The 25,354-nt window shown below is 59.8% G+C and carries 18 protein-coding genes and 1 pseudogene; 11 read left to right on the top strand and 8 right to left on the bottom strand.

All coding sequences use genetic code 11. The annotated features are described in order from the left end of the window. Positions 1–8 precede the first annotated feature (8 nt). The 4 genes from ACFO3S_RS04005 to ACFO3S_RS04020 all read right to left on the bottom strand — a co-directional run bounded on the left by ACFO3S_RS04005 (position 9) and on the right by ACFO3S_RS04020 (position 3,888). On the bottom strand, positions 9–461 hold the full coding sequence (locus ACFO3S_RS04005) for a MarR family winged helix-turn-helix transcriptional regulator (RefSeq protein WP_378092523.1): 453 nt from the start codon (positions 459–461) through the stop codon (positions 9–11). A 278-nt stretch (positions 462–739) separates the two neighbouring features. After that, positions 740–1,825, bottom strand: coding sequence for a Gfo/Idh/MocA family protein (locus ACFO3S_RS04010; protein ID WP_378092527.1), 1,086 nt, complete (start codon positions 1,823–1,825; stop codon positions 740–742). Beyond that, positions 1,822–2,868: an AraC family transcriptional regulator gene (locus tag ACFO3S_RS04015; RefSeq protein ID WP_378092529.1), complete on the bottom strand. Its 1,047-nt coding sequence runs from the start codon at positions 2,866–2,868 to the stop codon at positions 1,822–1,824. Before ACFO3S_RS04015 ends, ACFO3S_RS04010 begins: the two co-directional genes overlap by 4 nt. 30 nt (positions 2,869–2,898) lie before the next feature. Next, entirely contained in the window at positions 2,899–3,888 is a 990-nt protein-coding gene (locus ACFO3S_RS04020; protein WP_378092532.1) for a Gfo/Idh/MocA family protein, read from the bottom strand. A 206-nt stretch (positions 3,889–4,094) separates the two neighbouring features. Here ACFO3S_RS04020 and ACFO3S_RS04025 point away from each other — a divergent pair, with 206 nt between their 5' ends. The 9 genes and pseudogenes from ACFO3S_RS04025 (at position 4,095) to ACFO3S_RS04065 (ending at position 14,827) form a co-directional block, all read left to right on the top strand. Next, positions 4,095–5,261, top strand: coding sequence for a M20 family metallopeptidase (locus ACFO3S_RS04025; protein WP_378092534.1), 1,167 nt, complete (start codon positions 4,095–4,097; stop codon positions 5,259–5,261). 147 nt (positions 5,262–5,408) lie between these two features. Then, positions 5,409–7,142, top strand: coding sequence for a methyl-accepting chemotaxis protein (locus ACFO3S_RS04030; RefSeq protein ID WP_378092536.1), 1,734 nt, complete (start codon positions 5,409–5,411; stop codon positions 7,140–7,142). 25 nt (positions 7,143–7,167) lie between these two features. After that, positions 7,168–7,626: pseudogene (locus tag ACFO3S_RS04035) on the top strand (NucA/NucB deoxyribonuclease domain-containing protein); the annotation flags it as partial. Next, on the top strand, positions 7,621–7,803 hold the full coding sequence (locus tag ACFO3S_RS04040; protein WP_378093158.1) for an excalibur calcium-binding domain-containing protein: 183 nt from the start codon (positions 7,621–7,623) through the stop codon (positions 7,801–7,803). The pseudogene ACFO3S_RS04035 and the gene ACFO3S_RS04040, both read left to right, overlap by 6 nt. Positions 7,804–8,133: 330 nt before the next feature. Beyond that, entirely contained in the window at positions 8,134–8,967 is an 834-nt protein-coding gene (locus tag ACFO3S_RS04045) for a hypothetical protein (RefSeq protein WP_378092538.1), read from the top strand. 190 nt (positions 8,968–9,157) lie between these two features. Beyond that, positions 9,158–11,308: a sensor histidine kinase gene (locus ACFO3S_RS04050; protein ID WP_378092540.1), complete on the top strand. Its 2,151-nt coding sequence runs from the start codon at positions 9,158–9,160 to the stop codon at positions 11,306–11,308. Continuing rightward, positions 11,274–11,921: a response regulator gene (locus ACFO3S_RS04055; RefSeq protein WP_378092542.1), complete on the top strand. Its 648-nt coding sequence runs from the start codon at positions 11,274–11,276 to the stop codon at positions 11,919–11,921. The genes ACFO3S_RS04050 and ACFO3S_RS04055 overlap by 35 nt, the downstream gene beginning before the upstream one ends. A 157-nt stretch (positions 11,922–12,078) precedes the next feature. Beyond that, the gene (locus ACFO3S_RS04060) at positions 12,079–14,202 is read left to right on the top strand and encodes a sensor histidine kinase (protein ID WP_378092544.1); all 2,124 of its coding nucleotides are present in this window, start codon (positions 12,079–12,081) and stop codon (positions 14,200–14,202) included. Further along, positions 14,156–14,827, top strand: coding sequence for a response regulator transcription factor (locus ACFO3S_RS04065; protein ID WP_378092546.1), 672 nt, complete (start codon positions 14,156–14,158; stop codon positions 14,825–14,827). Before ACFO3S_RS04060 ends, ACFO3S_RS04065 begins: the two co-directional genes overlap by 47 nt. A gap of 16 nt (positions 14,828–14,843) precedes the next feature. Here ACFO3S_RS04065 and ACFO3S_RS04070 read toward each other — a convergent pair whose 3' ends face one another. The 4 genes from ACFO3S_RS04070 to ACFO3S_RS04085 form a co-directional block, all read right to left on the bottom strand. Further along, the gene (locus ACFO3S_RS04070) at positions 14,844–16,037 is read right to left on the bottom strand and encodes a sensor histidine kinase (protein WP_378092549.1); all 1,194 of its coding nucleotides are present in this window, start codon (positions 16,035–16,037) and stop codon (positions 14,844–14,846) included. A 174-nt stretch (positions 16,038–16,211) separates the two neighbouring features. Beyond that, positions 16,212–16,553, bottom strand: a complete 342-nt coding sequence (locus ACFO3S_RS04075; RefSeq protein ID WP_378092551.1) for a DUF4870 domain-containing protein — start codon at positions 16,551–16,553, stop codon at positions 16,212–16,214. A 43-nt stretch (positions 16,554–16,596) separates the two neighbouring features. Continuing rightward, positions 16,597–17,085, bottom strand: a complete 489-nt coding sequence (locus ACFO3S_RS04080) for a hypothetical protein (RefSeq protein WP_378092553.1) — start codon at positions 17,083–17,085, stop codon at positions 16,597–16,599. Positions 17,086–17,119: 34 nt separating this feature from the next. Then, on the bottom strand, positions 17,120–18,385 hold the full coding sequence (locus ACFO3S_RS04085; protein WP_378092555.1) for a stalk domain-containing protein: 1,266 nt from the start codon (positions 18,383–18,385) through the stop codon (positions 17,120–17,122). A gap of 332 nt (positions 18,386–18,717) precedes the next feature. Between ACFO3S_RS04085 and ACFO3S_RS04090 the strand changes: the two genes are divergently transcribed. Together ACFO3S_RS04090 and ACFO3S_RS04095 are read left to right on the top strand one after the other, a co-directional pair. Continuing rightward, a complete protein-coding gene (locus tag ACFO3S_RS04090; RefSeq protein ID WP_378092558.1) occupies positions 18,718–19,077 on the top strand; it encodes a zinc ribbon domain-containing protein in 360 nt (119 codons plus the stop codon). Positions 19,078–19,100: 23 nt separating this feature from the next. Further along, on the top strand, positions 19,101–25,238 hold the full coding sequence (locus tag ACFO3S_RS04095; protein ID WP_378092560.1) for a VWA domain-containing protein: 6,138 nt from the start codon (positions 19,101–19,103) through the stop codon (positions 25,236–25,238). Positions 25,239–25,354: the final 116 nt, after the last annotated feature.

Genomic DNA, 25,354 nt, shown 5'->3' on the forward strand with positions numbered 1-25,354 from the left:
TCCAACTCCTACTCTCTGTCCAGGATGTTTTTCACATGATGTTCGATGTTGCCGAGCAGGCGCATCAGCGTCTCGAATTCCTCTTCCGTCATGCAGGCCCGAACGTCCTCGTTGCCCTGCAGCTCGAGCCGCAGCGTATCCCGAATCAGCTCTCTGCCCCGGTCCGTAGCGTAAACTCTGTACGATCGCCGGTCCCGCTCGTCCGCGCGCCGGTGGGCAAGCCCTTTATGCTCCAGATGGTCGAGTATTCTCGTCGTCGTCGGCCTGTCTCTGCCTGTGCGCTCCGCAATGTCCTTCTGAATGAGCCCTTCCTCCCGATCGATCTGGTACAGGACCGACCATTGCTCCGGAGTCAGCTCGAACGGCTTGAGCCGATTATGGAACAGCGCCGTTAGCTTGCGGTAAGTCAAACCCATCCTAAAACCGACCGAACGGTTCAAGTCGTATCCGTCGTGCTTCATGGCGTTGTTCGCTCCTCCTCTCACCTTCATATCCTTCCGGCCGTCTAAATAGTTGCTTAAGCAATTATAATGCCAACAACTAAATCGGTAAACCCCTGTCTTTTTCTCCAACCCCTCTATAACAAAGCAAAAACGCCTTCGGCGTCCTCTAGATGCCGAATCGCGTTTTTTGCCGGAGGGGATTCAGAAAAGGATAGCGAATTTTTACTTCCTGAATCACTTTAAAAAAAACGGCCCTGCCGCGGTAGGCAGAGGCCGTTCGTTCAGAAGCTAGCGAATCAGTTGCGGGGCAGCTCGACGGACACTTCCCGGCCGGATTCGGCGGAGCGCAGAACGCCGTCGATGATCGCCTGCTGGATCAGGATCTGCTCGCCCGGAATCGGAGCAGGGCGGCCGTCGCGCACCGCTTCGGCGAAATCCCGGACCTTCTCGTCGAACAGGTTCAGCTTATGCTCGATGAGCGGAATCGGCGTCTGAGTGTGGCCGCCGTATTCGTCGTGATAGAGCGTAATCGAGCCGACCGAGCCGTCCCATACGCCGGACCACGGGCCGCTGCCCGCCGACGTGATCTTGAGCCCCGCGTCGGTGCCGAGGAACATCGTCGCGCCGAGCGTGTCCATGTGCATCGCCCAGGAGATTTTGAACTGCAGCACAAGATCGTTCTCGAAGCGAACCATCGCCACGCCGAAATCTTCCACCTCGAACTTGGAAGCCTCCGGGTGATAGACCGGATTGCGGCCAAAATGGTTCGAGGTGAACGCGGAGACGGTCAGCGGGCGAGGATAGCCCATCGTGTTCAACGCCATATCCAGCGAGTAGCAGCCGATATCGGCCATCGCGCCGGCGCCCGCCAGCATCTTGCTGATGAACGTGCCGCCCGGCATGCCGCGGCGGCGTCCTCCGCCCGTCTCGGCGTAATACACTTTGCCGAGCCGTCCGGATTGCACGATGTCCTGCAGCAGCTTCATGTTCGGATCATAGCGCGGCTGGAATCCGATCGTCAGCATGTTGCCCGTCTCGCGGGCGACCTGCGTCATCTCCAGCGCTTCGGCCAGCGTGACGGACATCGGCTTCTCCAGCAGCACCTGCTTGCCCGCCTTGAGCGAATCGACTGTCGTACGGTGATGCGAGACGTTCGGCGTACAGATGCTGACGCCGTCCAGTTCCTGCTCCAGCAGCTTCTCATGGCCGTCGTACGCCGCCGCTCCGTCCAATTGCAGCGACTTTACGAATTCCGCCGCCTTGCCGGGAATGACGTCGGCGACCGCCACGATCTCCACGAACGGCAGCTTCCGATAAGCCGATACGTGGGCTCTGGCGATTCCGCCGCTTCCGATAATGCCAATGCGCAGATGTTTGCTCATATGCTCGATTCCTTCTTTCGTTTGGAGTAGGGCGCCGCCGAGCGCTCGGCGGCGTGCATTTTGCGATAAGCGCTCGGCGTCACTTCATATTTGTTCTTGAACACCGGATATAAATAGTTCGGATTGGCATAGCCGTGAGCGATGGCGATCTCCTCGATCGCCTTGTCCGTCCGGATCAGATCGGCACAGATCGCCGTCAGCCGCGTATGCTCCAGATAGTCCCGGAACGTCGTGCGGCCTTCGCTGCGGAAGATGCGCTGCAGCTGCCGAGGGCTGATCCCGATCGATTCCGCGACTTGCTCCAACGAGAGCGGCAAGCTCTCGTTGTCCTGAATGTACTGCGTGGCTAACTGGTACCGATGAAAGCTCATGTCCCGTTCCGGAATTCCCGTTCTTCCGTCCGATCCGTCCAGAACGCGAGCCGTGCGAAGCAGAATCTGCACGATCGCCTGCTTCAGCAGCGTATAAAAGCCGATCGGCTGTTCCTCCAGAATCCGGTACGCCTCCAGAAAGCCGTTCATGGCGTGGAACCGGTCTACAGCCGGCGCAATCGGCAAGCGCTCGAGCGAGGCGATGCACGCCTTCGCCTCCGCCGCCTCCAGCTCGTCCCCCCAGCCGATCGGCTCGACGTCCGCCTCAAGGGGAACGATATCCAGATGAAGACACAGCTCGTACATCGGATCCTCCAGATCCGACTCCTGGTAATGCACGAGATCGGGCCCGGTCAGATAGAACAGCCCTTCGTGGAGATCGTACGTCTGATCGACGAGGATCACCCTGCCCTTGCCCTTCGGTATATAGTGGAACTCGTATTCCGAGTGCTTGTGGAAATTAATAATATGGCCCGGCGGAAAAAAGGCGAGATGACAGCGGAGCACGCGAATTCCGTACCCGCCCCAGCGAAACTGCAGCTCCAGCCGGTCGAGGGCGTCCTGCCTTTCCGCCATCCGGGCGTAGGGGAAAGGTCCGGGGTTCCCCGCCGATTTGCGCTCCGGCAGCTTTCTTCTGTCCGGCTCTCGCTTGACCCGATCGTCCGCCTGCATCCTTCGTCCCTCTTTTCCGCCGAAGCCTTTTTATTCCGCCAGCTCGTCGAGCCGAACCGGACGTCCTTCCGACACGGAGCGCGTCGACGCTTCCATCAGCCGGGTCAGATCGACGGCCGCCGCGATGTTGTCGGCCGCCTCCGTACCGCGAATCACATGATCCGCCCACTGGCTGAACGCCTGAGGCAGCCGATCCTCCAGCGGCAGCTTCTCCCACTCCCCGCTCCCGCCGTTATAGCGGACGACCGGAACTTCCTCCGGGAATCCGTAGAGCAGCGTGCCTTCCGTTCCGTGCAGCTCAATGGAGAACGGGGAGTGACTGTTCACGAAGCCCGCCTCCACGATGCCAAGAGCGCCTTCCGCGTAACGAAGCACGGCGACCGCATTATCTTCGACTTCCTTGCCGGTGACGTAGCCGAAGCTGGCGCTCACGCTCTCCGGCATGCCAAGGAAATGCCGAACGAGATACATCGGATGGCACCCCAGGTCGATGAGAGCGCCGCCGCCGCATTGCTCCTTCGAATAGAAATGAGCGGGCAGCCAGTTCGCCGTCGCTCCGTTATGCGACAGCCGCACGCGCGCCAAGGTCAGCTTGCCGAGCTTCCCGCCGCGCAGAACGCGATCGATCGTTTGCGTATAGCCGTCGTAAAGCCGCGGAAGGGAAACCGTCAGCTTCACCCCCGCTTCCCGAACCGCGCCGACGATCTCCGACACTTCCTTGGCCGTAGGCGCAATGACCTTCTCCGTAAAAATATGCTTGCCCGCCTTGGCCGCCTTCACCATCACGTCGCGATGGAGATTCGTCGGCGCGTCGACGATGACCGCGTCGATGCCGTCTTGAGCGAGCATCTCGTCGAGCGACGCGAAATACGGAACGCCGTATTGAGCCGCTTTGGCTTGTCCGCGTTCGGGAATCTCGTCCCATATGGCGGCCAGCTCCGTCTGGGGATGCTCCAGCGCCTGCTTGGTGTAATCGTCCGCATGAACGTGCCAGTAACTGATTTTGCCGATCCGAATCATAATAAGCCTCCTTGGCCACTGACTTAAAATATACGACAACAATGACAGATTACACAACTTTTTAACCCTTTATAATGAGTTTTCGTGCCATTTAAACTATAAAATAGCGACACCGGCTGCAGAGTTATGCCTCGCTTGATTGTCTCCGCCCGAAGGGATACGATTAGAAGAGCAACGCTAATCGAAACCCGCAAAGGAGACTGCCCATGTCCGAGCTGAAAGCGATCATTCGCGATCATATACAAGCTTATTCGAACCGGCTGACGGAGATCGCCGCCTTCATCGGGGCGAACCCCGAGCTGGGGCACGAGGAGAAGCAGGCCTCGGCGCTGCTCTCCTCCGAGCTGGAGAAGCTCGGCTTCCGCGTCGAGCGCGAGGTTCTCGGACTGGCGACCGCGTTCGTCGCCGAACACGATTCGGGCCGGCCCGGACCGGTCGTCGGATTTCTCGCCGAATATGACGCCCTGCCGGAGATTGGACACGCCTGCGGCCATCATCTCATCTGCACGATGGCGCTCGGAGCGGCCGCCGGGCTTAGAGCCGTCGCCGATCGAACCGGCGGCACGATTCGCGTCTACGGCACGCCGGCGGAAGAAACGAAAGGCGCCAAAGTCGATATGGCCGCCGCCGGGCTGTTCGACGACTGCGACATCGCGATCATGGCGCATCCGTATCACAGCTACGAACGCTCCGGCTCCTCTCTGGCCATGGACGCGCTGCAGTTCGAGTACCGCGGCAAATCCGCCCATGCGGCCGCCCATCCGGAGCAGGGCGTCAACGCGCTCGACGCTGTCCTCCAGCTGTTCAATTCGGTCAACGCCCTGCGCCAGCAAACGCGAAGCGACGCCCGCATCCACGGCATTATCTCGCACGGCGGGCAAGCCCCGAACCTGATTCCGGATTACGCCGAGGCCCGCTTCTACGTCCGGTCGGCCGCGCGCAGCTATACCGACGAGTTGTCCCGCAAGGTCAAAGCTTGCGCCGAGGCGGCCGGCCTGGCGACGGGCTGCGCGCTAACGGTCCGCAATTACGAGTATTCCTACGATGAGCTGCGGACGAACGAAGCGTTGTCGGACGCGTTTACGGCCAACCTGGTCGCGAGCGGAATCCCGGAGGAGGACATCCGCCGCGGCCACGACAACGGCTCCCTCGATCTCGGCAACGTCAGTCTGCGCTGTCCCGCCGCCCATCCCTACGTGAAGATCGTCGACGAGCCCTTCGAGCTGCATACGACGGAATTCAGAGACGCCGCCCAGACCGGCAAGGCGTACCAAGCGATGGTCTTCGGAGCGACGATGCTCGCTTATACCGCTTGCGACGTGCTGACGGACGCTGCGCTGCTGCAGCGGATCAAGGAAGAGTTTCGGTCCTGACCCTTCCCCTCCCGCGATATCGCCTCCTTCTTCGGATCCGTTCGAGGGAGGCATTTTTACTGTGCGGATAAGCGATCATTTCCAGCTACATTTTTTTATCGTTACGCCGATATATGACATATCCGCTACAACAAGGAGACTGAAGATATGCTGAATAGCGTCTCGGTAAAAACTAAGCTGCTGGTCCTGCTGTTTACGCCATTGGTGCTGTTCGCGGCCACCGCGGTTTATTTAATGGAGATGAATTCTTCGAACACTCAAAAACTGAAGGAGTCGCTCTATTCGGTCACCAATCGGGCGACCGCGCTCGTCCTTAACGCCGACAGGGACATGTACCAGACTTTGGCGGCCTACCATCAGCTCAGCTCTCCGTTCGTCTCCCCCGCCGACAAGGAAAAGGCGAAGGCCGACTTCGCAGAAAACGTGGAGCAGACCAACGAACGGATCTCCCAAGCGCTGCAGATCGTAACGGAGCAGGAGGTCGCCCATCTGACCCATCCGGACAGCGGCAGGTCGATCAGCGAGACGATCGCGGAGATGGATCGGCTTTTTAACGAATGGGCCGGTCTGGCGGAATCCCAGTTTCAGACCGGAGAATATACGGTAGAGAAGGAGACGGAGCTGCTGCGGGAGTTCGACGAGGCCCGCGCCAACATCAACGATTTCGGGGAAATTCTCGAAGCCTACGCCCTTCAGGTCATCGAATCCGTCACCGAGGAGAACAGCCGGACCACTCTGTTCACTTCGATCGTTCTAGTCGTGCAGTGGGTCGTGCTGATCGCTCTCGGACTGTTCGTCATTCGCCAGCTCAGTCGAACGGTCGCCCTTGTCCATACCAGGACGAAACAGGTCGCGGACGGAGACTTGAGCTATTCCCCGCAAGCCCGATACGCCAAGGACGAGCTGGGGCAAATTCTGTTCTCGGTCGACGGCATGATCGGCAAAATGCGGGAGCTTATCGGCGCCATTGCCGACAACAGCCGCCAAGTCGCCGCGGCGTCGGACGACTTGGCCCGGAGCGCCAGGGAGTCGGCCGACGTCTCGGCCCATGTGGCGGAGAACATTCAGGAGGTGACCGCTCTCGTCGAGAGCCAGTCGGAAATGGCGCGGGAAGCGAACGTGGCGATGGAGGAAATGGCGGTCGGCGTCCACCGAATCGCCGAAAGCACGAACGTCATCTCCGACCATTCCCGGCAGACGAACGAGCGGGCCGACGAAGGGACAGAGCTGCTGGCCGCGCTCAAAGGACAGATGGAACAGGTGGCGGAGACGATCGGCCACCTGAGCCGCAGCGTCGCCGTTCTCAGCGCCAAGTCGGACAGGATCGGCGAGTTCACCGAGAAAATGACGGCCATCGCCAACCAGACCGGCATTCTGTCGCTTAACGCTTCGATCGAAGCGTCCCGCGCGGGCGAGCACGGCCGAGGCTTCGCCGTCGTCGCCCAGGAAATCCGGAAGCTGGCCGCCGTCTCCCTCGAATCGGCGCAAAGCATCGGCGAGCTGACCGAGGATACCCGCCGGGAAATCGCGCTCGTCTCTGCGTATATGCAAGCGACGGTCGCCGGCAGCGAGCAGGGCGCGTCGGCGTTGGAGGAGATGGCGCACGGCTACGCTGTAATCGTCGAATCGATCAAGCAGGTCGGGCAGCAGCTTCACGACACTTCGGCGGTGACCGAGCAGATGTCGGCAAGCTCCGAGGAGGTGTCGGCGAGCATGGAGCAGTCCTCTTCCTCCGCCCGGGAGATCGCGGGCAAAGCCCAGAACGTATCGGCCGCTACGGAGGAGCAGCTTGCGCTCGTCGAGAATATCTCCTCGGCTTCCGAGCGGCTGCAGTCCATTGTGAACGAGCTGGACCGGTCGGTCCGCTACTTCAGGCTGTGATTGAAAATCGGCTTGCCCAGACCCCATGACTACTGTAGAAGGAGCGACTTCATTGAAACGTAAACCGATCTTATTCCTTCTGGTTCTGCTCCTGGCCTTGACCGGCTGCGCGCCGGTTCAGAAGCCGCTTGCCGACGCGCCGCGGCAGACGGAGCATGACGACTACGATTACGAGCTGATCTTCCCGAGCGACGATTATCCGGAAACGGCGCTGCATATACTCGGGGCGATCGAGCAAGGTTATTCCGACGTCTGCACGATCGACCGCGCCGGAGCGGACGACAATCGCAAGCAATCGCTGGCCGGAATCGAGACGCGCGAAGGCTACGACCGCGACGAGTGGCCGATGGCGATGTGCGAGGAAGGCGGCGCCGGAGCAAGCGTCGCGTATATCGACTCCAGCGACAACCGCGGAGCCGGCAGCTGGGTCGGACACCAGCTGTCGGCCTATGAGGACGGAACGAGAATTTTATTTATTGTGGAGAAGCCCAAGAAGCTGTTTCCGAATCAGCCGGCGACCGCCTCGCCGAAAGACGCCGGAGATGCTCTTTACCCGAACTGCGCCGCCGTGCGCGAAGCCGGCAAAGCGCCTATTCGCAAAGGAGAACCCGGCTACTCCGCCCGTCTGGATCGGGACGGCGACGGCATCGCTTGCGAATAAAAGATCAACGCGCACCCGCTTCGAAAAGGCCGATCGCCTGCGAAGCGGCGTGCGCCGGCTTCGGCCCCGTCCGGCAATCGTTCGGTCAAGCCCGATCTCGGGATGCCGGCGCTCGCATAGCCCCCCCTCGATCTCGACCGCCTCCCATTTCTTTGCTTCGCGCCGAGCGCGGAGCAGACCCCGGTCCCTCCCGAACGCTCGCGTATCCTTGTCCTTCGCGATTCTCCCAATCAACTTCCCGGCGTTTCGGGAATCGTCCTCTATCGGATGGGAAGAAGCGTCTCGTATGCTGAGATGGAGTTCTGTTCAAATCCGAGGGAGGAAGGTACAATGGATAAAAAGCCATTATCTACAAAATCTGAAAAGTCGATTTGGTTTCGATTTTTCGCCGTCCTATTCGCGCTCGCGGGCTTGATCATGCTTGAAGGGCTAACGGAAGGACTGGAGCCGTGGATCCGGTCCGCGCTCGCCTTCGATCCGCATCCCGAAGAGCTGCGGTTCCACGGCGCCGTGCACGGCGCGCTGATCGGCGTCTTGCTCAGCGGCAGTCTGTTCATCCTGCTGTGGAGACCGCTCGCGAAGCCTCTGCTCGTTCGCTTCTATTTCGTCGGCCATCTGATCTTTCTGGGGACGCTTGCGGCCACCGGCCCGGCCTTCGCGCTGACCCGCTTTCCCATTTTCGTCCTCTTCGGAATCCTTTTGGCCGTGCTTTATTTCGCTTACGGGAATCGCCGGGAAATTCTCCGTCCGACAGAGCCGGCGAATCTCGATCGGCCGATGCTCGTTCTCTCGATTGTCGCCTTGCTCGGACTGCTGCCTTTCTTGATTAACGGGGCGGTCCAGCAGTTTCAAGAAACGGAGGAACAGTTCCGCTGGGGCGAAGGAACGGCTCTCGCGTTAACGCTGATCTACGGAAGCTTCATGGTTTCGACCGCCCGGAAGGGAGCCGGAGCGCTCGGACTGCTGCTCTCGTTCACCTACATGTACATGGGAGCGGCCGCGCTGGCGCTTCCCGACCACGAAGCCAGCTGGGGAATAGGGGGAGGAAGCGCCGCCATCGTGTACGGATGCGTATACGCGGTCTTCGCTCTGCGACTGATGCGCAAATCCGGCGCCGTTCCAGCCGCTCGGGAGCTTGCTCAAGAGCTTGACCAGCAAGCATAAACGGCTTACGCCGTCCTTGGGACCGGCGAGATCACGTTGATGTCGGAGGTGATTCAGATAAGGATAACGAATTTTATACTTTCCGAATCACGAACAAACTTAAGCTAGTGCGAGGGAGTTGTTTTCGATCGACAAGGCATCTGTACCGCAACGGACGAGAGAACCGGAGAGCGGAGCCCGGACCGGCCGGATGGCGCTCGCCGCGAGAAGCGCGGCCCTCGCACTCAGCGGAATCGTCACCTTCCTCTTTCTTTACAAGATCCCCTCGTACTTTCTGTACATCCGGGAGACCTGTCCTTCTACGGCCTGCGAATACGCCAGATTAACGCCCTTGCCCCCGTCGGTAATGGAGCGTATCGCTTGGTCGTACGGCGATCTCGCCGTTCTGTACACGAGCGTGGCGCTGCTCAACTTCGCCGTCTTTTTCGTCGGGGCTCTGCTCGTCTTCGTCAAACGGCCGAACGAACCGATTTCGTATATTGCCGGAGCGGCGTTTATCTCGTTTCCCGCTTCCAGCTATCTGCCGTTGATGTGGCGGGAGCTTGGCGAGCTGGCGTCGATCGTCGCCCACGCGTTCTCCGTTCTGTTCGTCCTGTTTTTGCTGCTGTTTCCCAATGGCAAAATCGTTCGGCGGCGGGTGTTCTGGATCTGCATCGGAGTGGCGCTCGTTCGCCTGAGCGCGGGGATCTTCGAGAACGAGCCGTGGGGACTGCAGAACTGGCCGATCGCCGTCAATCTGATGTCGATGGTTTTGCTGTACGGCTCGATAATGTACAGCCAGTACGTGCGATACCGATACGAAGCGAACGCCGTCGAACGGCAGCAAACAAAATGGTTCGTCTACGGGCTGCTGCTGTCGCTGACGGGCATTCTGACCGTCAGCGTCCTCCCGGTTTTGTTGCAGCCGGACTTCTATTCGCAGCCCTCTCCTCTCTGGCTCCTCGTTCTGGACATGACGGTCATTCTGCTGATGATGCCGATCCCGGTCACGATTACGATGTCGATGCTGCGCAAGCGGTTGTGGGACATCGATCCCATCGTGAACCGTACGCTCGTCTACGCCGGGCTGAGCGCGCTCATTATCGCCGTCTACTCGCTTACGGTATCGTATCTGTCGTTTCTGTTTAAGGTCGGTCAGAACATGCTCTTCTCCCTGATCGCTACCGGGGTTGTCGCGTTCCTGCTCGCGCCGCTGAAAGAAAGACTTCAGAAGGCCGTCAACCGGATGATGTACGGGGAACAGCACGATCCTTACACCGTCCTGCTCGAGCTCGGCAACCGCCTGAAGGAGCCGCTCGCTCCCGAGGCGGCATTGGAGACCGTGGCGAGAACGGTTAAGGAAGCGCTGCGGCTCCCCTATGCGGGGATCAAGCTCCTTCGGAACGATCGGCCGCTGCTGGTCGCATCCGTAGGCGACCTTCCTCCGGATACGATCAGCCTTCCGCTGGTCGGCGGAGGGGAAGAGATCGGCAGCCTGATCGTTGCCGTCCGTTCGCCGGGCGAGACGTTCAACGAAGCCGACCAACGCATGCTCGGCTTTCTGGCCCGGCATGCCGGCACCGTGCTCCAAAGCGTCAAACAGACGATGGACATCGGGCTGCTGATCGGCGAGCTTCAGCAGTCCAGGGAACAGCTGATTATGGCCCGCGAGGAAGAGCGCAGAGCGATGCGCAACAACTTGCACGACGAGATCGCTCCGAGACTCGCTTCCATGAAACTGACCGCCTCGCTGGTGGAGGATTGGATCCGCGACGATCCCCCGAAAGCGATTCTGTTCATGAATCGCTTCCGGGACGAAATCGGCAAGACGGTGGAGGAAATCCGGGGCATCGTCTACGATCTTCGGCCTCCGGCGCTGGACGAGCTGGGACTCGTCGGAGCGCTCCGACAGCGGGCCGAGCAGCTGCAGGACGTCCGGGCCGCATCCAAGGATCCGCAGCTTCGGATCGAGATCGAGGCCGCCGGATCTTGGCCGGCGCTGCCTGCTGCGGTCGAGGTCGGAGCTTACCGCATCGTCACCGAAGCGCTCGTCAACGTCGTCAAGCATTCTCAAGCCGATCTCTGCCGGGTACGGATCGAATTCCGCGCCGAGACGAGCGAGCTGCAGCTTGAGATCGCCGATAACGGCGTCGGCCTGACGGATCGGCCGTCAAAGCCGGGGCATCGCGGCGGCCTGGGACTGACGTCGATACGGGAACGGACCGAAGAATTGGGAGGCGTCTGCCGATTTCATTCGCCCCCGGAGGGCGGGACGGTGATTGCGGCCGCGCTGCCTGTCAAAACCCAGACCGGGAAGGGAGATCACAATGGAAACACAGCTTCGAATCTTGGTGGCGGATGACCACCCGCTGTTCCGGGAAGGCGTCCGGAACGTCGTGGACAGCACGGAAGGCATGACGGTCGTCGGAGAAGCCGCCTCGGGGGAAGAGGCGGTCAAGCTGGCGCTTGAACTGCGCCCCGACGTCATTCTGATGGATATTCGAATGCCCGGCTTGAACGGAATCGAAGCGACGGCCCGAATCCGTTCGGCTGACGACAGCGTTCGCGTGCTCATGCTGACGATGTTCAAGGACGACGACTCGGTCATTTTCGGGATGAAGGCCGGCGCCAGCGGCTACATTCTCAAGGACGCGGACAAGGAGGATATCGTCCGGGCAATCCGGGTCGTCGCAGCCGGAGAAGCGATCTTCGGGGGGGATATTGCGAGCCGGCTGATCGCTTACGCCGTGCATCCGGCCTCCCGAATGGATCAGTATCCGGAATTGACCGACCGCGAGAAGGAAGTGCTGCGTCTGATGGTCGATGGCTGCAGCAATGCGGAGATATCCGGCAAGCTGAAGCTCAGCTCGAAAACCGTATCCAACTACGTCTCCGCCATTCTAAACAAGCTGCAGGCGCCCGACCGGGCCAGCGCGATTCACCTCGTCCGGCAGTCCCGTCAGAGCCATCCGTAAGGCGCCGGGGGACGAACGCGGAACGAGAATCGAGCCGCCGAAGAAAGATTCCCGAGCGACCCGGGAATTGCGGGCTTTCCCCGAGACCGGGCGATTCCCCTGTGTTACACTAGCCCTATAGGGATAGATGGACAACTTGATGAGGGGAAATCGGTCAATGGGAACTCAATCGGCTCGGGCAACAGGCCTCGTCCTGCGCACGGGACTTCACGCGCTCTGGTGGACGCTCTTCGCGGCCTCCTTCGTCGTCTCCGTCGCCAGCCACGGATTCGGATTCAGCATCTACAGTACCGCTTGCGAAAATGCCCCCTGCTATTATCTGCAGATGAAGGCGAGCCAGCTCGACCAGCTGGCGGCGGTCGGCATCAGTCCCGATCTCTACGGAAGCCTGACTTTTACTCTGCTGGCGCTCCAGAACTTATCCTTCTGGGTCGTCGGCTTTCTGCTGTACCGCTACGGCTGGAAGGATTTATATTGCGTAACGGCATCCATCGTGCTCATCGTAACCGGAACGATCTTCAGCGCGAGCGAGGAGCAGTTCAAGGACTTCCCCCTTCTTATCGACCTGTTCGAGGGGCTCAACACTCTGGGAACGTCCTACCTCGTCTTCCTGCTGCTATTTCCCGATGGGCGATTTACGCCGCGCTGGACCTCCTTGCTCGCGACTCTGTGGCTCGCCCATCTTGCCGTCAACCTGATCCCGCCCTACGTATTCGGCAAGCCGCTCTTTGCGATTCCTTCCGGGTGGATGTACGGCTTCATCGCCATCGCCCACGTCTTGACCTTCATCGTGCTCGTCTACCGCTATTCTCGGGAGCCCTCGGCCGGAACCCGCCGGCAGCTGCGATGGTTGATGGCGAGCATATGTGCCTACGTGGGCGCCGGGATTCTTGCGAATGTCGTTCCGATGTTCGGAGAGGACGGTCACGGCTTCGCCAGAATGCTCGTTCAGATCGCGGTTTATGCCGGTTTGATGTTCGTCCCTTTCTCCGTCGGCGTCATCGTCCTGGAGCGTCGCGCGAAGCATTTGCCGCACGCCTTCAATCGGACGATGGTTTATATGGTGCTTAGCGTCTTTATCGTCAGCGCCTACGCTTTGCTGGTCGGCTCGATCGGCTATCTCATTCAAGGAAAGGCGCACGCCGTCGTCACCATGCTGGCGACCGGTTTGCTTGCGGTCATGTTCCAGCCTTTAAGGTCGGGAGTGCAGAGGGCGGTCAATCAGCTGGTCTACGGCAAGCGCGACGATCCGTACCGCATTCTCTCGAAGCTGACGGAGCAGCTGGAATCTTCGTTAACGCACCAGTCGCTGCTGTCCTCGGTGGCGGAGAAGGTCGCGAACGCCTTGCAGATTCCTTACGTCGCGATTGAAACCTATTCGCATGGCGGAGTCGAGCAATTTGCGGTGTACGGCGCGCCCGGCGAAGACGCCGTCTCGATCGAGCTGGAGGTCAAGGGAATAGCCGTCGGACGGCTCATTCTAGGCGTTCATCGGCTGGAAGAAGCGCTGCCGCCCGGTACTCGCCACATGATCGAGGATCTCGTTCGCCAGGTCAGCATTGCCGTGCAAACCTACAGTCTCGCGGACGATCTGCATCGATCCCGGGAACGGCTTGTCACCGCTCGGGAAGAGGAACGCAGACGGATTCGCCGGGATCTGCACGACGGCCTCGGCTCCTCCCTGGCCAGCATGACGCTGCAGCTCAACGAAGCCTTGCGCCACCACCAGGACGATCCCCAACAGTCGAAGAAGGCGCTTGAAAGCGTTCAGCAGCAGATGCGGGAGTCCATCGCCGACATCCGCAGACTCGTCTATTCGCTGAGACCGCCCGCCTTGGACGAATTCGGGCTGGCCTTCGCTCTGCAGGAGCTGTCTGCGCAAGTACAGACTTCTTCTCTGCAGGTGGCCCTGGAAGGAGCCGACCGGGAGCTTGCGCTTTCCGCTGCGGCCGAAGCGGCCGTTTACCGGATCGTGCAGGAAGCGCTCACGAATGTCGTGCGCCACGCGAATGCGAGCAAATGCCATATTCAGCTGGAGACGGAGAGCGGCACTCTCCATATCCGGATCGCGGATAATGGAAGAGGACTGCCTGCTCACGTCAAGCCCGGCATCGGCATGCGCTCGATCAGAGAGCGCGCGGAAGAGCTGGGGGGAACCTTCGAGCTGGATTCCGCGCCGGGCCACGGGACGAGAATCCATGTACGCTTGCCAATCGAAGAGAGGAGAATGAAGGATGAATGGAACGGAGACGGAACGGCTGCGAATTTTGCTGGCGGATGATCACCCGATGTTCTTGGAAGGACTGGCGTCAAACCTGCAGAATGAAGACGGGATCGAGGTCGTGGGACAGGCCGCTAGCGGGGACGAGGCCGTCAAGCTGGCCGAGCTGCTGCAGCCCGATGTGATTTTAATGGATGTGAGCATGCCGGGCAAAAACGGGATCGAGGCGACCCGAGAGATCATTCGGACGTCTCCGCATATCGGCATCCTGATGCTCACGATGTTCGATGACGATTCGTCCGTTTTTTCCGCGATGAGGTCGGGAGCTCGAGGCTACCTGCTCAAAGGCGCGCAAAAAGAGGAAATCGTCCGGGCTATTCATGCGGTCGGCGGCGGAGAAGCGATCTTCAGCGCGGCGATCGCTCGCAAAATGATGTTTTACTTCGATGCGATCGTGAACAAGACGGAAAGCGTTCAGTTCCCTCAGCTCACCGCAAGGGAACGAGAGGTGCTTCAGTGGATCGCAAGCGATCTCAGCAATGTGAATATTGCCCGAAGGTTGGGACTGTCGCTGAAGACTGTGCGCAATCACGTATCCAACATTCTGAGCAAGCTGCAAGCCGCGGACAGAGCGCAAGCGATCCTGATCGCCCGGGAAGCCGGACTGGGCCGGGAGAAAGAATAAGAATGCGGCGGAAGATTCAATCGATCAGAGGCAGGTCGATCGACAGCTCGCAGCCGATCGGAGCTCCGTCGGCATCGGCGGAGGAACGGATATCCACTTCTCCGCCCAGCAGCCTTACCCGTTCGATCATGGCCGATAGTCCGAAGCCGGGAACGGCCGAGCCGTACGGCTTGCCGTCGCTGATCAGCCGAAACCGCAGCTTGCCGCCGGAGGGACGCAGTGAGAATCGGGCCTTCGCGCAGCGGCCGTGGCGGATGCTGTTGGTCAGACCCTCCTGCAGCGCATGATACAGCACCTGTTCCGCCACCCGGCCCAGCTGCAGCTCCGGGGGAAGCGAAATCTCCGCATCAACGGCGATCTCCATCGTTTCTTCCGTATGCCGAATCAGCCTCCGGAACGCCGCGTCCAGCGTCAGCGCATGCGCCTCGTCCGACCGGATCAGCCTGACGGCGCCGCGAATATCGTCCAATCCTTGACGCACGAGTCCGCTCAACAAGTCCAGCTTCTCCCACGGAACGCAATCCTGCTGTTTGGCGATTCTTTTCGTCGCCTCCAGCTGAACGATCGCGGCGGTCAGCGTATGCCCGACTACGTCATGGATTTCGTGAGCGATGCGCTGGCGCTCCTCCAGCACCGACATCTGCGCCAGCATCTCCGCCTTCTCGCGGATCGTCGTCGCCAGAGAACGGTTATCCTCCTCCAGTTCCGCGGTCCGTTCCGCTTGGCGCTGAAGCCGCTCCAGCTCCCGGTTTTTGACGCGCAGGACGCCGGCAATCCCGCATAAGGAAAGAAAAAGAAAGAACAAACCGATCACAGGCAAGCTGCCGGCAAGCCCCGCGGATCGATCTAGACCTTGGCCGATCGCTTGGAACAAGAGACTCTGCAGCGAGTACAGATCCGTGCGTCCCGCCGCCCCGAGCGGGTAAGCCGTGCACGCAACCGCCAGCCAGGCAAGCTCGCGGCGGCGATCCGGCGGCTGAAGTCCGCCGTGGACTTGAACCGACTGCAGCGAGAAAATCAGGATCGCGAACCCGGCATAGACCGTTGCCGTGCGGCTGTCCATGGCCGGCATGCGCAGCATCGGCGGCAGCAGTATCGCCCCGGCAAGAGCCGCAAGCGCGATCGCAGCCGCCCGGTCGCCTGCGACGCGAATGAACGGCCTGCGCTTCAAGCTTCCCGTCCATTTGATTACGGAAGCGGAGTGAATCATCTACTCATCACCTCGACACCATCCATCATACCGACCGTCCTTTCCCGATCACAAGGGTCCCGTTCCCGACTGAGCCGGGAAATTGTCGGGAGCCGGCCGGGAAGTCGCGCGCATGCGAAAAAGCCGCTCCCCTCCCTGAAGGAGAGGCGGCTTTTCAACAGTTGGGCGTTTCCTCTAGTTATTCAGAATTCGGAAGCCGCCGATCAGCGGCAGCGGCTTGCATTTTCCTCCGGCCGCATTCAGAATGCCGAGAATCGCGAGGATGAAGACGCACAAATTCGCGAGAGGGCCGATCAGCAGCCAGCCGATAATCGGGATGATTGAACTGACGATGTTGACGACGACCAAGGTAAGAAACAGCGTCAGCCCCTGATTGGCGTGGTACATCGCATACTTTGATTGTTTGACAGCGAGCAGCGGGACGAAGAAGAGAATGTACGCCAGAATGGCCATCCCTTTGTTATCGGCGATATCCGTCGGTTCGGCTTGCTGCAGCTCCGTATGGGGTCCGTTCATGTCCATTTTCCTTTCCAGTGTCCAGAATTAATATCCATTTCAATTACTGTTCGGTCTCGGACGATATCGAATAGACGAGCGCCCCGGTAACGGTTTTATGGTCCTCCTCATCGAGCTGCAGCGAGAATACGAAATGCTCCGTGCCTTTCTGCGAAGAATAGTGAATCGTGTTCTCGCCCTCCAGCCTGTGAACCTCCGAGTATCCGGCTTGCTGCGAATAGTCGTAATACAGCTCGAGCACCTCTTCGTAGGGCATCTCCGTCTCGATCGTTACCGTGACGGAGTCCTTGCTGCTGATCGACGAGGTGACTTGAATCTCGTCCGGCAGCGGCACGTCGGACGGGAACAAGTCCGGGATGCTTGATTTGCTGGAAAACTTGATTTCCTCGCCATCATCTCTCGTGATTGTCATCGTCCCCTGTTCCTCTGCCTCGATGACCGCCTTCTCCGCCTTCGAGCAGCCTGTCGCGAAGACCAAGACCGTCATCAGGACGGCGGACAGAACTGCAAAGCCCCATTTCCTGTTTTTCATTTTGCTTTCTCCCTTGTCTTCTAATGATGAAGGATTACCATTCCCAGTCGTCGTCCAGGTCTATCCGGTTACCGTCGAGATCGTAGACGCCATCCCAGTCCCACTCCGCCGGATCCTCGGCCGGCGGCTTGACAACATTAAGCTTTAATTCGAGCTCCATCATATGGATCTTGCTCGTAACGCCCTTAAATCCGGCCACGACCGAATCCGTGAAGGGATCGTCATATCCCGGGTTCACGACTCGGATCAGCAGCTGCTGGGGCTCCTCCCCCGGAGGGGCGTAGACGGCGCTGACCTTGTATTTGCCGATGGGTACGTTATGAACGCCGTAGCCGTTGTTCGACGGACTGCCCTTGCTGACGATCGGCTTGCCCGAGGTTCCGTCCAGCATCTTTCCCTCCGGCTGAAGCGTCAGCGTGACGTGATCCCGGTTAGGCGGCTCGAGGACCGGATTCAAAGGGTGGATCAGGTCCATCATGTAGAACAGAACTTCTCCGCTTCCGCCCGTACCGGTGGAGCTGTCGAGCTTGACGGTAAAGTTGCGGATCGCGCCCTGGTTTCCCGCGAACGGACTGTCGTCGTCGGGGGCCAGATCTACGCTGTGCGTGGCGCCATCGTACTCGGTCGAATACTCGGCGTAAGCCATATAGGTCGCAGCCAGCTTCGTCAGCTCAATTCGGTATCTTCCGTTCGCATCGGTCTTGGCTTGCGAATTGCTGTTGTACAACAGCTGGTTGTCGATCGTGATCAATGCGCCTTGAATCGGCTCTCCCTGCGGGTTGACGACTCTGCCCTTCACGACATACGGCTCGACCTGTTCGGAGCTGCCGCCCTGCGGCAGGCCGGCCGGCGCGCCCTTGCCGATCTGGATGACCGTGGTCCCGGACGCTTTCGAGGGCGTGACCGTGTATCCGCTATTCTCCGATACGAACCGAAGCGGAATCATCGTGCTGCGGTTGATCGTCTGGGCCGGAACGGACAGCTTGACGGCTTTGCCGTTCACTTTGGCGGTCAGACTGCCCATCGTCAGCTCAATCTCCGTCCCTTCCTTCTTTCCGCTTGCTTTCTGCTCGGCGCCGTTCCAGGTCACCTTGTACCCCAACGCCTCGAATGTCGTTCGGAACGGCACGAGCGTCGTGCCGTTCCGAATGATCGGCTGCTGACCCTCGAACTGAAGCAGCTTTCCTTCCACATAAATCTTCACCTTGTCGTCCTTGGCCATCACGAACGAAGTCGTACCCATGAAGATCAGAAGCAGGCCGGCTAACCAGATAAACGCCTTCGTCGAACCCTTTCGCATTCTCCCATCTCCTCTTTCAACCTCTTTCCAACCGCTGCGTCTCCGTTTAAATTCCGTGCCTTGCTCCGTTTGCTTACGAGTCTTAACATCGTGCACGATCTCTGCGCCTGAACACGAAATTCGTTTTCATCGTATACCGACTCTCTGTGACGCGCTAGTTACACGCTGTCATTTTCATTGTCACGTCTTTGTCATTTCTCCTGTACGAAAGCGCCCGTTTGCGAAAAGTCAATATGAATGACAAAAAAGATGACAACATGTAACTAGGGATGACCCCGCCATTCTTTTACAATGTGAAGCATGAACTTTTTTAACTGTTAGGAGGAATGGACATGAGTTTCATGGACAAAGTGAAATCCGGATTTTCGGAGGCGGGCAGCAAGGCGAAAATCGTCATGGAAGTGAACAAGCTCAAGCTACAGATCAGCAACAAGCAGAAGGAGATCGAAAAGCAGTATCAGAACATCGGCCGGTTATTTTTTCTCCATGCGGTTGGCCGGCAGACCGACATTTCGGAGTCCGACTATCAATCGAGCGTGACGGAAATCGTGCGGCTGGAAGATGAAATCGAGGAAAATAAAAAGCAAATCAAAACGCTCTCGAACGAGAAGGACTGCGTCTGCGGCAAACCCGCTCCCCTGGACGCCCGGTTCTGCCCGTCGTGCGGGCATACGTTTGCGGCGACCGATTGAGAGGAACGGAGGAACACCATTTCATGAAAAGCTGGCTCAAGAACAAGAACGCCAAGATCGCCCTGCTCCTTGTTGTCGGCGGCCTCTTGGCGTTCGGCGCTATTGCCGTATGGAGCAGCGGCGGCGGCCCGCGCGGCGGAACCGCCGATTCGATCGCTTCGGGTGGACCCGAGAACGCCGAGAACGCCAAGACCGTCAAAAACCTGCCCCGCAGAAAAAGCTATCCGATCGGCAAGTGGGACATCCCCGTCCCTTACTTGAATCCGTTCGGCTCCCAGGGCAACTACCAGTCCGCCGAGTACACCCCCAATCAAGTTCAGGAATTGAAATACGTCAATGAAGAGAACATGGAAACGTCCCGGCCTACCGGAGGCGATCTATGGCAGCTGCAGGTGCAGTGGAAAGACTCCGCCGCCGATCCCTGGGAGGATCTGAGCCTGTACGTATCCGAGCTCGGCGGACAGTTCTATATGGGCGCCTCCGAAGACAACTGGGTGCTGCGAGCGGACGATCCGGAGGGGAACGTCTGGTGGGGAGTCGCGACGAAAAGCGGCGAAGGCTATCTGTTGAAGGTGTACAAGGAGCTTCGACTGCCGCAGAACCAATCCGTATCGTTCCGGACGTCCGCTTACCCGAACCGGGAAATCTACTTTATGACCGACAACGAGCGGCATAGGTACCAGAGTCTTCAAGTCGATCTGGCAGATGGGCAGATTCGCCTGTCGGGCAAAGGCTTCTATTCGCAAGGCCAGTACCGCAGAGATCTGTCCTACAATCAGGAGCTGTACGCCTACAAGACGAATCGCTATACGCTGAACGATATCCCGCAGGATACGTCCGCGCCTCTGCTGTGGAAGCTGACCTGGAGCCCGGACACCGATCCGAAGGAAATCGTCCTCACGCTTGACGAAGGAGAAGCGATCCGACCGGTCCGGGACGGAGAACGGCTGGGCGCGCTCAAGGTTCGAGGAGACGCGCTGGGTCTCGTCACGGTCGAAGCGCCCCCCGGCGTCACGCTGACGCATCCGGAGCTCCATCTGAAGGGCGACAGGACGCCGGAAGGTGATACGCTGTTCTGGCTTCCCTCCGGCTTCTGGAACGTCGTCGTCCAACCGGAGAATCGAACTCCTCTGAATACGAGACTGGTTCCCGTCAGCACGGGCGAAATGACGGAGCTCGAGATCAAGCCGCTGCTGCAGGGCGCGTACCGGAACGACGGGATTGGCGACTCCAGCGGCGAAGAGAGCAAGCTGAAGATCGAGGAAGCCTCCCTGCAGGGCGATCAGGCTCGCGTCACCTTTATGCTGCTCGACTCCCAGAATCCCAAGTTCACGCCCGAGATGAAGGACATCGAGATTGTGGAAGGCGGACGGACCGGAAACCCGGTCCGGCTCAACCGGGTTGCGACGCCGCCGAGCGTCGTCCTCGCCCTCGATTCCTCCGGCTCCATGTCGAAATCGATGAAGCAGGTGCTGGACTCGGCCCGGACCTTCATTCAGGGACTTCCGGACAACGCCCATATTCAGGTGATCGACTTCGATTCCGAAATCCGGGTGCTGAAGGGCGAGAGCAAGAAGGAAGTTCTGGCGAATCTCGATCAGATCAAGGCGAAAGGAAACACGAAGCTGTACGACTCGGTCGTCGAGGGGCTAAGCCTACTGAAGGGAAAGCAGCGGCCGACGCTCGTCGTGTTCACCGACGGCGTGGACAGCAACGCCGAGAAGGCCGGAACCGGCAGCAAGGCGAGCAAGAGCGAAGTCGAGCAGGCCGTCGTCGGGTCCGGCATTCCGATCTACTCGATCGGCTTCGGTCCGGATCATGACAACTCGACGCTGCTGGAGCTGGCGGCGATGTCGGAGGGCACCTACTATTCCGCTCAGGACGCAGCCGCGCTGAACCATGTGTTCGCCGCGATTAACGACAGGCTGGGCAACCGGTTCGAGCTCACCTACGAGCGGCCGAAGGAGCAGTCGCCGTCCGACGTTCCGGTCGTCGCCATGACGCTGGACGTGAGCGGCTCGATGGACGTCGATCCCGCTTCGGGCAACGGCGCTTACCGGATCGACAAAGTGAAGCATCTGTTCCACGACTTTATCGGTCAGCTTCCGGAGAACAGCCTGATGCAGCTGCTCAGCTTCTCCGCGGAGCTGAAGTTCGACCAGGTGTTCACCTCGCGCAAATCCGAGCTGCTGCAGGCGCTGGGCCATCTGAAGGCGGTCGGAGGAACCGAGATTTTGAATTCCGTCTACGAGACCTACCATTCGTTAAAGCAGATCCCTTCCGAAAAGCGCGTCATCGTCTATGTGACCGATGCGGCGCTGGATGTCGAGGAAAGCAAAAAGGCCTTTTTCGGTGAAATGCTGAACGGCATTAAAGAGGAAGGCATCCAGGTGCTGTGGGTGGGCCTCGGAACGAACGAAAGCGAGGAAGCGTTCCGGTGGGCGGCGGAGAAATCGGGAGGCAAGTACGTCATCTCCGAAGAACCGGCCGTGTTGGCGCAGGCGTTCCAAGAAGCGCTTGCCGAAGTTCAGAAGCGCCCTTCCGAGCAAATCCCGCTGACGCTCGCCGTCCGCAGCGAATCGAACGACGGTTCTGCCCGAATCTATTCGGACGACCGCCTGGTCGATTTCCCCGTCCTGTTCGACGCGGGCGACAAGGTCGAGTTTCAGACGATCGGCGTCGAGACGGGCAAAAGGATCGCGCAATACGAGCAGGCGACGGCATCGCTTGTCTATGGACGCGATCTGCCCAGCGAGGAGGTCAAAATCTACAAACGCGTTCCGCTGAACAGCCAGGGGAAAAACAAGGCGGTCGAATGGACGGCGCGCGAGCTCCTCTTCCTGAAAAAGCTGAAAGGCGTGGACGCGCCCGCGAACCGCAGCTTTGCCGCTATTGAAATGGAGCTAACGAACGCGCATCCGGGCGGAGCCTCTTATTTGATTCCGGACTTCGCCTCTCATTTCTTCATGAACGTCAACGGCGCGGGCACCTATCCGGCTTCGACGGCCACCTGGCTGACAGAGCAGCCGCTGGCCCCTCCCGGGCAGGGAGATATCACGGTCAAGCGAGGCGACACCGTCAAAGGCATGCTTGTGTTTATCGTCCCCGACGAGGAGCTTGAACGGGCTTCCGTCCATTACTACGACGCGGAACACGGACATATCTCGCTCGCCCTCGTCGGCCCTCTCCCGAAGGAGGATCCCGCCGTTCTGGCCAACATGCCGAAAAGCGCCACGGGCAAGCTCTCGGATACGTTCGAGCTGAACCTGAAGGCGGTCGGCGACGCGACCCGGATCGAGAAAGTCGCGCTCACCCGCAAAACGAGCGTATTCAAAATCGTGGAAGCCGAATTGAAGTCGCTCGTTCAGGCCGATCTGAAGCTGAATCCGCAGGAACGGTTTTATTTGAACTTCAAAACCGCAGAAGGGCCTTTCCTCGTTCCCGTTCATACGGCGACCGCTCTGCTGCCTTACGGCCTGCTGCGCCCCGTGACGTTCGGCCCCGGCTCCTCCAACAAAGTCCGCCTGGCCTTCCAGACGCCGAATGCGCTGGAGGCCATGCCGACGGACCTGTACGTCGATCTGTTCGGAGGAGCGACGGTGCTGCCGGTGAGCGGCGGAACGACAGGGGAAAAGAAAGCGACGGACGCAGCGGCGATCCCGGGCAAAGGCGTGTCGCTGACCGTCAACTCGCTGTCCCGCGTTCGCGACATCGAGTCCAGCAACGGCAACTTCGTAGTGGTCGACGTGACGGTGGACGACGAGCGCGACGGCTTCGGATCGTCCGGCTTCCGCGAGACGTTTAAGCTTGCGCCGTTTCAGGCGCCGGCAGGACGAGAGGCAACGGACCTGCGGGCGGACCCGATCACCGACGAGCTGCTCCTGGGCGTCGGTAAGGATTGGGCCGTATTCGACGGCGCTTCGCGACGAGGTTTGCTCGTGTTCTCGATCCCCCACAATCAAGCGGATCTGAGCTGGACGCTGCAATCCGACTTGTTCTCCGGCTTGAACCTTCCTGTCGGCAGCGATGCCTATAAGCAGGAAGGGCTGCTCGTCAAGAGGGTGGAGCCGCCTCTGGACGAGAAATTCGACCTCGAGCTCCAGGTGGCGCTGGCGGAGGCGATTAGCCGCCACCGCACGCTGGAGGCCGCCAAGTCGCCGGCCGGGGCCGCACGAACAGCCGACTTCGACGCCGGCCAAGGCCGCCAGGAGAGCGTCCCGGCTCCCTTGCCCGCTGTTCGCGGCATGATGCAGCTGGATTCGGTCCAGACGGAATCCGATTTCCAAGCGCTCGTGGACGAACTACGGTGGCTGCCCTCTGCGGACCCGTATTCGACTTACCGGTATTCACCGGAAGCCGTGCTGGCCCAAGGCTGGGGAACGGAGGGCGACTTGGCCAACCTGACCGGCGGTCTGCTTTCCAGACTCGGTTACAGCCCGTCGCTGCGAATGGTGCAGGTCACCGATCGCGGCAGGAAAGCGCTCGAGGAGCTCGGAGCCGTTGATTCGGTCACTCTGAAGCATCTGCCCGCATGGACCTACTTCGACGAGCAAGGCAAAACGAAAATATTCGTCGTTCCGTTCATGAAGGATTTGTCGGAGCTGGACGGACTGGTCTTCTTCCCCGGCGGTCAGGAGAGCAGACGGATGACGTCCGCGCAAAGCACGATCAGCGTCTATTTCATAGCCGAAGCCAAAGAGGACCGGGGAGTGGGCGGCATTACCGGAGACATCGGAGGCGCTCTCGGCGGAGGCGGAGGCGACGAGGGGCCGTTGATCGAGGAGGTTCGCGTTCTGGAAGCCGCGCTGGACCTCGAGCAGTTAAGCCGGGAGCCGGTGGATATCCGCGCAGGCGGCTCGGAAGGCAAGTATACGGCCGTGCTGGAAAGCCAGACGATGCAGATCGTCGGCAAGCGTCTGATCGACGCCAATGAGCAGAAGATCGTCGGCGCGCGCATCGAAGTTCAACTGCCGAACAAGAAGCTGACGCATGAAACCCGGCTGAAGGACGGAGAAGGGATCGCCGACGTCTTCCATACGGTTGCGGTCAATCTTCCCGATCTGTCCGCCGAAGCGGCGGAAGAGCTGCAGCAGGCGGCCGACCGGGTTCACAAGGCGGCGGCGAAGCCGGACGATCATTCTGCGCTCGTCTGGTATACCCGGAGCATTTTGTACCGGATTATCGCCAATCAGACCGCCTACGAAAACGAGCTCGCCGAGCAGCTGGACGTCACTGCGGGACGCGTCGACAAGGAACGGGTCATCTTCGTAACCGTCAGGAACGACCAGGCGCAGCCGGCGCTCAGAACAAGCGTCGATCTGCAGCAGATCGCCAATCGGATTCACCGGGGATCGGAGGAAGCCGTCCGGAGCTTTCATATCATGAACGGCCTGTTCGCATCCAGGCTCGAGGGCGTCGCGCTGCCGGGTGACAAGACGGATTTCATGGACGTCTGGATGAACAGCCCGGACGATACGATGCTGTTCCTGAGCCTTAAGAACAGTCGGAACGAAGATCTGAAGGTGATGGAGGAATACGGGCTTCCGAGCTCGATCATCGAACGGGCCAAAGCCTCTTCCGCCGCCATGCTGATTCCGAGTCGACCGACGAGCATTCGCGGCGAGAGCCGCTGGGCTTGGCTGGAGATCGATCCGGACACCTTCGAGACGATCTCCGTCACGGACACGGGCGAGCACGGCGGGTTCGCGGAGTATCTGGTGTCGGCGGAGCGCGTCTCTCCGACAGGCGAGGACTACCAGGTCTTCATGACGGGAGCGTTCCTGGGCGTGACCACTTCCGTCTGGAGCGTGAGCTCCTTCGCGCTGAAGCTCGACGACTACGAGCAAATCATTCGAGCGGCCAAAGCCTACACGTACGGATTGGGCGAGGTGCTCAGCGGAATGTTGGACAGAAAGGATCTGGCCAAGCTGGAATACAACTGGACTCCGATCAAGCTGAAATTGGTGAACAAGGAATACGATTATCTGCAAAAGTATTTCGAACCGGTCAACATGGGACAGAAAGGCGATTGGTCCCAGGACGTCGTCAACTTCATCCACGGATTCCAGACCGGCGCCGCGCACTACTTCAAGCAAGCCGAGGCTTCCATTCAGAAGACTGCCGTGAACAACGGCCCTCCGAGCGGAGGCGGCGCCAAATAAAGCGAAGGAACCGCCTAGCGGCAGCTTACGCCCCGCTAGGCGGTTCCTTTCTACTGTTCATGCTGTCCAGCCAACTCCGGCAGCTTGCTTTGAATACCCGCATTATCGTTGTACCG

The organism is Cohnella hongkongensis, from assembly GCF_042654645.1.
Lineage (GTDB): Bacteria > Bacillota > Bacilli > Paenibacillales > Paenibacillaceae > Cohnella > Cohnella hongkongensis.